The following is a 655-nucleotide window of genomic DNA, read 5'->3' on the forward strand; positions in this document are numbered from 1 at the left end:
TGTTGGGATACCACTCTTTTGATACTAAATTTCTAACTTGATACTCTGAAGCGAGTATAAGGACACTGTCAGTTGGGCAGTTTGACTGGGGCGGTCGCCTCCTAAAGAGTAACGGAGGCGTTCAAAGGTTCCCTCAGAATGGAAGGAAATCATTCAAAGAGTGCAAAGGCAAAAGGGAGCTTAACTGCGACACCAACAAGTGGAGCAGATAGGAAACTAGGACTTAGTGATCCGGTGGTACCGAGTGGAAGGGCCATCGCTCAACGGATAAAAGCTACCCCGGGGATAACAGGCTTATCTCCCCCAAGAGTTCACATCGACGGGGAGGTTTGGCACCTCGATGTCGGCTCGTCTCATCCTGGGGCTGGAGTAGGTCCCAAGGGTTGGGCTGTTCGCCCATTAAAGAGGCACGCGAGCTGGGTTCAGAACGTCGTGAGACAGTTCGGTCCCTATCCATCGTGGGCGAAGGAAATTTGAGAGGAGCTGTCCTTAGTACGAGAGGACCGGGATGGACAGACCGCTGGTGTATCAGTTATCATGCCAATGGTAATGCTGAATAGCTAAGTCTGGAAGGGATAAGTGCTGAAGGCATCTAAGCACGAAGCCCCCCTCAAGATGAGATTTCCTGTTGCAGAAATGCAAGAGAGATTCGATA

1 rRNA gene is annotated in these 655 nt (G+C 50.7%); it reads left to right on the forward strand.

Going from position 1 to position 655, the window contains the following annotated elements:
• A 23S ribosomal RNA gene (locus tag VJI94_RS07885) occupies positions 1-655 on the forward strand; the annotation flags it as partial.

It is taken from the genome of Parvimonas sp. D9, assembly GCF_035282565.1.
GTDB classification, from domain to species: Bacteria; Bacillota; Clostridia; order Tissierellales; family Peptoniphilaceae; genus Parvimonas; species Parvimonas micra.